The 7,621-nt window shown below is 32.9% G+C and carries 8 protein-coding genes and 1 pseudogene; 1 reads left to right on the forward strand and 8 read right to left on the reverse strand.

Going from position 1 to position 7,621, the window contains the following annotated elements; genetic code table 11:
* A pseudogene (locus ACJAX4_RS20110) lies at positions 1-144 on the reverse strand (AAA family ATPase); the annotation flags it as partial.
* On the reverse strand, positions 132-488 hold the full coding sequence (locus ACJAX4_RS20115; RefSeq protein WP_435791220.1) for a GntR family transcriptional regulator: 357 nt from the start codon (positions 486-488) through the stop codon (positions 132-134). The pseudogene ACJAX4_RS20110 and the gene ACJAX4_RS20115, both read right to left, overlap by 13 nt.
* 260 nt (positions 489-748) lie before the next feature.
* Between ACJAX4_RS20115 and ACJAX4_RS20120 the strand changes: the two genes are divergently transcribed.
* Entirely contained in the window at positions 749-910 is a 162-nt protein-coding gene (locus tag ACJAX4_RS20120) for a hypothetical protein (RefSeq protein WP_435791221.1), read from the forward strand.
* A gap of 188 nt (positions 911-1,098) precedes the next feature.
* Here ACJAX4_RS20120 and ACJAX4_RS20125 read toward each other — a convergent pair whose 3' ends face one another.
* The 6 genes from ACJAX4_RS20125 to ACJAX4_RS20150 form a co-directional block, all read right to left on the reverse strand.
* The gene (locus ACJAX4_RS20125) at positions 1,099-3,708 is read right to left on the reverse strand and encodes an ABC transporter permease (RefSeq protein ID WP_435791222.1); all 2,610 of its coding nucleotides are present in this window, start codon (positions 3,706-3,708) and stop codon (positions 1,099-1,101) included.
* Entirely contained in the window at positions 3,705-4,388 is a 684-nt protein-coding gene (locus ACJAX4_RS20130; RefSeq protein ID WP_435791223.1) for an ABC transporter ATP-binding protein, read from the reverse strand. Before ACJAX4_RS20130 ends, ACJAX4_RS20125 begins: the two co-directional genes overlap by 4 nt.
* 83 nt (positions 4,389-4,471) lie before the next feature.
* Positions 4,472-5,473 carry a sensor histidine kinase gene (locus ACJAX4_RS20135; RefSeq protein ID WP_435791224.1) on the reverse strand — a complete coding sequence of 334 codons (1,002 nt, stop codon included), beginning with the start codon at positions 5,471-5,473 and terminating at the stop codon, positions 4,472-4,474.
* 1 nt (position 5,474) lies between these two features.
* Complete coding sequence (locus ACJAX4_RS20140) at positions 5,475-6,152, reverse strand: response regulator transcription factor (RefSeq protein WP_435791225.1); 678 nt, start codon at positions 6,150-6,152, stop codon at positions 5,475-5,477.
* 33 nt (positions 6,153-6,185) lie between these two features.
* Complete coding sequence (locus ACJAX4_RS20145) at positions 6,186-6,824, reverse strand: hypothetical protein (RefSeq protein WP_435791226.1); 639 nt, start codon at positions 6,822-6,824, stop codon at positions 6,186-6,188.
* A 539-nt stretch (positions 6,825-7,363) separates the two neighbouring features.
* On the reverse strand, positions 7,364-7,621 hold a 258-nt coding region (locus ACJAX4_RS20150; protein WP_435791227.1), incomplete at its 5' end, for a GNAT family N-acetyltransferase.

Consider the following 7,621-nt stretch of genomic DNA (forward strand, 5'->3'; position numbering starts at 1 on the left):
CAAATGGTGTGATGATATAAATACAGTTACATCTCTTGATGCGACTTCATCTACAATAATGGACATTATTTCTTTTTTAATTACTGGATCAAGACCCGATGTAGGCTCGTCAAGTATTAGAATATCCGGCTTTATGCATTCATTATATTAATTAACTTATCCTTATCAACTCCTATATAATGTGCTTCTATAATTATTTCCTTCATATGTTCTTTAATTGCTTTCATCTTTTCTTCATCCATAATAGGTTTAAAATTTTCTACCACAAACGTTCCTTTTCCTCTTATAACTTCAATTGCCTTCATTCGCTCCAGCTCATTATATGCTTTGCTTATAGTATTAGGGTTAATAGTTATAGCCGCGGCAAGTTCACGTACAGACGGCAACTTATCTCCTGGCCTTAATATTCCTTTTATTATATTCTCCTTTATTCTCTCAATAATCTGCTCATAAATAGGTTTACTGCTTCTGCTATCAATATTTATCAAGGATTCACCTTCTCTCAATAATTAAATATTTATGTATTCATACCATCTGTACTACGTGTACTACTTAATGTAGTACACAATATAAATTAAGAGGGATTGTGTAGTAATGGGACAGAAACGGCAATATAATTCAAATCCTAAAATTAGTAAATAGTATAAATAAAAGTTACGATGGTTATAATATTAAAAATGTTGTGTTTTAAGAGCTCTTGTTTGGACTAAACACTGAGTAAATACAGTAAAATTGGAGGAAACTAATTATGAATAAAAATAAGTTAAAAGAAACAAAAAAATCTGATGCTAATTTTCAATTAAATATTGAATCAGCGACCGGTGGTCTTACAAAAGTGCTAAGTAATGAACAAGCTAATGAACAAGCTAATGAGATTACAAAAAATAATAAGCAAAATAAAAGAGCGTAGTTGACTCTTTTGTCTTATAAATGTTTTTATCTTATATAATATCCACTTACAAGGGGTCTCGCCAACATTTCTCTAAATCACACTAACGGAATTAAAAACACCCTTAACTAGGATAAAAAGCATACAACCTAATAAGATATTATTTTGAATCAAAAGAACCATCTGGAGCTCAGATGGTTCTTTTGGCATTATATGTTTTCTGTTTTCAATGCATCAATAATATTCTCTTTCCTGATTTTTGAACTTGAATATAGCATTGTTGAACTTACAATTGCAAATACAGAAGTTACAGTAACAATAACACTACCCCATGGAATAGCAAATTCAACACCAGACGAGTCGTTTAAAACTCTGTAAATCAAATACATTATTCCAAAACTAATGGGAAGTCCATAGAGTAAGGATTTAATGCCATAGAACAAGCTCTCGTAATTGATCATTTTATTGAAACTTTTTGGTGTCATTCCAACGGATTTGAACATTGCAAATTCCTGTCTTCGCAAGGTTATACTAGTTGATATTGTATTAAAAATGTTAGCTATGCAAATAGAAGTAATAATTGCTATAAAGCCATAAAAGAATACATATATAAAGGTCATGAGTTGTCTCTCTCGTTTATTCATACTTGCAACATCATAAATATATACGCTTCCAATTGAGGTCTTATTTTGATATTCTTTAATGTTTTCTATAAGCTTCGTAGGATTAGAACTTTTAAAATACATACGAGCAAATCCTATCTCGGATGTTTTGGGTAGCTTAGAGTGTATGCTAGCATATACCTCCTCTGATACTATAAGTAAAGGTTGGGTTGGGTTATTTAACATAGGATAACCAAGGGGTGCCTTATTTGCAAGTGCCGCTATCTCGAGCAAAGTACTATACTTAGTAGGCTCATTATTTATTACGTGAGTGAGTTTCAACTTTTCCCCTTCCGCAATGTTAAATTGTTTCATGCGTTCGTATTTATTATGGGCTTTAATAGTTACCATATTAATAAGTATTCCACGAGGATTTGCTACATCTTTTAATCTATTAAAATCCATTTCCGTTTGGGTTGCATATCTTTTAAGCGAATCATCGTCAATAGATTTTATTACAAAGTTCATTTGATATGTATCATCACTATTATTATCGGGCTTATAAAGTGCTTTAATTTCATCTGAAATCAAACTGCTTTTAGCATTTAATCGAGATGACGCCGTTTGTTCTATAACACTTTCATCAGCATACTTTATCTTTGATATGGAATTATAAAAATCCCTTTTTTCCTTAGCTGTAGCGGCGGATGAAACATACAATGAAACATCATAAGGAACAGTATTCACTATGGTTTTAGCTGACTTTTGAGAAAGTAGGGACAGTGATGAAACAGATAAAAATAAGACAATACTAATCACCAAGGAAATTATGGTAGCTCTATATCTTCGATTATTGCGTTTTAAGTTCTTAAGTCCAAGTTCCCCTTCAAATCCAAATATACGCCGCGTTAGTTTAGATGTTTTTACGATCTTATCTGTGAGCTTTATATCTCGTGATTGTCGTATACCATCAATAGGTGATATCTTAGATGCACGTTTCGCTGGTATATAAGAGGATATAAAAATAGTAATCATTGAGAGTAATATAGCAACTAAAATTACAAGAGGCGAAGTCATAAGCTTTAGCTTAACCCCTGTGCTAAGTATACTTCCTAATAGCGGTTGCACGAGGATAAAGGTTATTCCTATTCCTAGTGTACCCAGTAATATACCTATAGGTATACCAATCATACCTACAACAAAACCTTCAAAGAATACAGAGTTCTTTTTTTGCTTTTTTGTGGCTCCAACGCTCGCCAGCATACCCAGATGGCGACTCCGCTCTGAGATTGAAATTGCGAAGGAATTACATATAAGTGCTGCAGATCCTATAACGATAATAGTTGTCATTATAACTGCAAGTGCGTAAAGTGTTAATAAAGTATCACCACTAACAATTCCAAAGTAGCGCAAAAGATTACTATTATAGATTACGTCATTACTAGTAACTCCTATGACTTTTGAAAGCTTATTTGCTTGTTCATTTACTTTTTTACTCACATGTTTCCAAGCTACTGAAATATTAACAGTCTCATTAGGGGTGAGTTCCTTTTTATCAAGATAAGATATCACTGTATAACCTGGCGACGAGTAGGGTTCAAAACCTGGCCTGCTAATAATTCCTGTTATAGTATATTCTTTTGTTACCTTTGTAATAAGTTTCTCACCTTTGTTATCCGCACTCTTCTTTTCAAAGCCGTAATACTGACCAATGGCTACATTATTTCCATCTTTATAACGCTGCCCAATATCCAATTTTAGAACATCACCAACCTTATATATCACACCACCGTTTTCTGCAATATGGGAAGATATAAGGATTTCATTTGATTTTTTAGGGAAATGTCCTCCTACTAAATTCAAATTGAAGTCTTTGAAACCCTGTTCATCGTATGATTTAATAAAAAGATAGGGCTTGTTCTCGTTTTTAGAACCTTTAAGTTTTGCATACCCTATATCTTGACTGAGCGCTGCTGTAGAAGTGTTTTTATCACTCATCACTTTACTGATGTTTTGCCTTTGCATATTCTTATAAAGTACATGAAAGTTTCCTGTGCTAGCTATCTCATTTCTTTGCATCATATTAATAAAAGAGATAACAGAAGTAGGCACCGCTGTTATCAATGCAACTGACAATACAACCCCAATAATGGTGAAAATAGTACGTTTTTTATTTAATTTCATATGACGAAGGGTTAAAGAACTTATAATATTCATCTTCGAATCACCTCATCCTTAGAAATATGACCGTCTTCAATGGAGATTAGTCTGTCCGCCTGCAAAGCAATGCGTTCATCATGAGTGATTATTATTAATGTCTGATGGTACTTCTTGTTTGACAGCTTTAGGAGCTCTATTATCTCTGCACTATTTTTACTATCAAGGTTACCTGTGGGCTCATCTGCAAGTACGAGTGCTGGGTTATTAATTAATGCCCTACCTATGGATACACGTTGCTGTTGTCCACCTGAAAGTTGATTAGGAAGGTGTTTTAGCCTATTCGCAAGACCTAACGTGCTAATTATCTCATCCAGTTGTCCTTCTTTTATTTTTTGCCCATCAAGTAGTAGAGGCAGGGTAATGTTTTCCTCCACATTCAAAACTGGTATTAAATTATAAAATTGATAAATGAGACCTATTTGCCTGCGTCTGAATATAGCAAGCTTTGTTTCATCCAGTTTGTAAATGTCAGTATTCTCTACAAAAACCTTCCCAGTAGTTGGGGTGTCTACACCACCCAACATATGCAAAAGTGTTGATTTACCTGATCCCGATGGCCCAATAATTGCAACAAATTCACCTTTATTCACTGAAAACGATACATTATCTAGAGCCTTTACAGCTGATTCACCCGTGCCATATATTTTAGACAGATTCTCTACTCTCAATATTTCCATTTTTGCTCACTCCTCTATTAGTCTATGAACTTAGTATATCTGCCTAATATGACTGTGCGGTGACAATTTAAGTGACGATTTTGTCACACAACGCTTTTGTAAATCTTTATAGTAAATTCAGTGCCTTTGTCTTTTTCGCTATTAACTTCAATGGTACCGCCCTGTTTTTGAAAAATGATTTTTGACATGGCAAGTCCGATACCTATACTGTCATTGTGAGCATTGATGCCTTTATAAAACCGATTGAATATATGTGGTAAATCTTCCTTATGGATACCTTCACCGTTATCGAATATTTTTATAATTGTATATATTGGAGTTTCACAAAAAGTAATACCTATATTCCCACCTGAGGGTGTATGTTCAATACAATTTTTTATTATATTTGTAGCAGCTTCTGCTGACCAATTAAAATCACCAATAAACTCAGTGTGATCATCTCCGCTAATCTCAAGGGTTTGCTCTTTGATTTCCATAGGAATTAAGAGATGTTGGGTAGCTCTACTGATAAGCTTTTCTATATTCACATTCTCTTTTTTTAACTCAATTGTACCTGCATCAATTTTAGATATTTTTAACAGTGACGCAACAAGCCACTTAAGTCTTTCAAGTTGTGAACGGATGTTTTGCGAAAATTCCTGACGTTTATCCTTTGGTAGGCTTTCATCGCATATCAGGTCCGTCATAACAAACATTGAGGTTATTGGAGTTTTAAGCTGATGTGAAATATCAGAAATTGAATCCGCAAGTAAAATCTTGTCTTTCTTTAACAGTTCTGCTTGCTCATATAGTGTCACGGTTACTTTATATATTTCACTTTTGAGTATGCTAAGCTCACCCTCGTCATTATCTCTAATATCAAGGGAATATTGCCCACTTGCAATGCGCCTTAGATATTCCGAAAGTTCCTCTAATTGCTTGTATCTCCATTTAGTAAAAAGAATGGAGATAACAACCATTAAAATCAAAGCTGAAAGTGTTATAATACCGGAAGTGACATTTACAAAAAAACATGCAACAGACCCTATTATTAAAATCGTATACAAAAGAATTATATATATCTTTATTTCTTTGTTTCGTAGCATATTAATCTCCTACCTTATATCCAATTCCGCGAACTGTTATTATGATTTTTGGTTCTTGGTTGTTATCCTCAATCTTTTCACGCAAACGTTTAATATATACTGTTAAGGTATTGTCATTTACAAAATCACCTGCAAAATCCCATAAGCCTTCTAAAAGTTGATTACGGCTAAGAACTTGTCCCTGGTTATTCGCAAAGATTAGAAGCAACCTGTACTCAAGAGAGGTTAATATAATTTCTTGCTCTCCTTTATACACCTTTGCCTGATTCGTGTCTATTTTTATACAACCAAAGTTAAACAGCGTTTTTGCACAGGCTGTCTTGTCATATCTGCGAAGTACAGATTTAATTCGAGAAAGAAGCTCTCTAATGCGAAAGGGCTTTGTTATATAGTCATCGGCTCCCATATCAAGACCCATAACCACATTAACCTCATCATCTATTGCCGTTAGAAATATCACCGGTATATCTTCTTTTGCTCTAATTATTTTACAAACATCGTAGCCACTCCCATCTGGAAGGGATAGATCAAGTATTGCAAGATTAAAGCTATTTTTATGTATCATAGCTTTTGCTGACTCCACATTCAAGCAGTGGGTAACAAAATACCCCTCCTGAGTTAACGAGTAGCAAAGCCCTGATGCAATTATTCTATCATCCTCAACAAATAGTATTTTCATAATGTATAATCTCCTTTTCATACTTGTACCATTTTATCTTTCTAACACCTCTATAGCTCTCTTAAATAATTCTTCTTCCGTTAAATCTACAGATATTCTTATGTGGTCTTCGTTAAATTCTTTAATCTCTTTAAAAATCTTATGATTATGCCATATACTTCTCTTCAAGTAATTTTGAATCATCAAATCTTTATCTGTCGCTCCCATGTAAAATTCTTTAGCTTCAAGCAACCTTTTTTCTAAAACTTTATCATCACAAACTAGCCATATTTTCTTTATATTCTTATCACCTAACTCTTTCACTAATCGAGGGTATAATGCCCATCCCTCAATAATAATTGGATTAGACCAAGTACTATGTATATCAATTAAACGTTTTATTGAAGGCCACATTCTCTCATGATAATCTTCTATATCCTTAAGAAGTCCATCAATAGATTTTCTAATATAATATTCACGATAATCATGTCCTTTCATTGGATCAACATCAATTACGGTTTGAATTACTTGTCCAATATCATCAGTAGAAATACAATTATGAAAATACTTTGAAGCTATTTTAGTAGCTAATGTTGTTTTTCCGCTCATCGGGCTTCCACCAACGAGTATCACTTTTACATTTTTATACATATGATCACCACATCCAAATTTAGAATAAAATACGACTTCCAAACAACTCTCCAGTAAATTATACCATTTTATACAACGACTCACTATTCTACAATTAAGAAATTTTGGTTCTACTCCTAATAATCAATCCATAATGTAACTATTGAAATTGAAAATACGAACAATGGTCTTAAAAAACTGAATAATATGGTATTTAAAAATGAAAATATTCACTATTATAGAACTATATTAATGTATAAATATAGTTAATATGCTATCATTTCTATAGAATTAGGTCAAAGTTGTAAAATTCTTTATCGCTATGTTTTCCTAACTTACCTTTTTTACGACGACCAAGATTATGCTCATTATTTACGAATGAAACTTTACCATCCTTTAATTCAACTGGAATGTTAATTATTACTTTATCAAAGTATATCTAATTTCCTCGAAATGAATTTTATATTTATGATGATGCTCCTAGATCTGAAGTCTCTAAAAATAATTCTACTGAGTATATTAATAAAAATAAAAAAATAAGAACACCAAATCTGGTATTCTTATCCTTATCTATGTTAGTAAGAATAAATTAATTTTTTCTCTTAATTTTTATCGGATATAATTGCAAGCATCTGATGGTCTTTCCACTTTCCATTTATTTTTACGTTCTTCCTTGCTATACCTTCTTTACAAAAACCTGCTTTTTCTAATACTGTTATTGAACCAATATTAGTAGGCATTACACCTGCTTCAATCCGATGCAATGATAATTCGTTAAATGCAAATCGTACTACCAACTTAATTGCCTCGGTCATATATCCCTTACCATTAAATTGTTTGTCCAGAGCATATCCAACCAT

Source organism: Clostridium sp. (assembly GCF_051278035.1).
GTDB lineage: Bacteria > Bacillota > Clostridia > Clostridiales > Clostridiaceae > Clostridium_AD.

Coding starts and splice junctions, on each gene's coding strand:
- ACJAX4_RS20140 (WP_435791225.1), bottom strand. CDS start 6,152: ATGAAAATACTATTTGTTGAGGATGATAGAATAATTGCATCAGGGCTT.
- ACJAX4_RS20135 (WP_435791224.1), bottom strand. CDS start 5,473: ATGCTACGAAACAAAGAAATAAAGATATATATAATTCTTTTGTATACG.
- ACJAX4_RS20130 (WP_435791223.1), bottom strand. CDS start 4,388: ATGGAAATATTGAGAGTAGAGAATCTGTCTAAAATATATGGCACGGGT.
- ACJAX4_RS20120 (WP_435791221.1), top strand. CDS start 749: ATGAATAAAAATAAGTTAAAAGAAACAAAAAAATCTGATGCTAATTTT.
- ACJAX4_RS20125 (WP_435791222.1), bottom strand. CDS start 3,708: ATGAATATTATAAGTTCTTTAACCCTTCGTCATATGAAATTAAATAAA.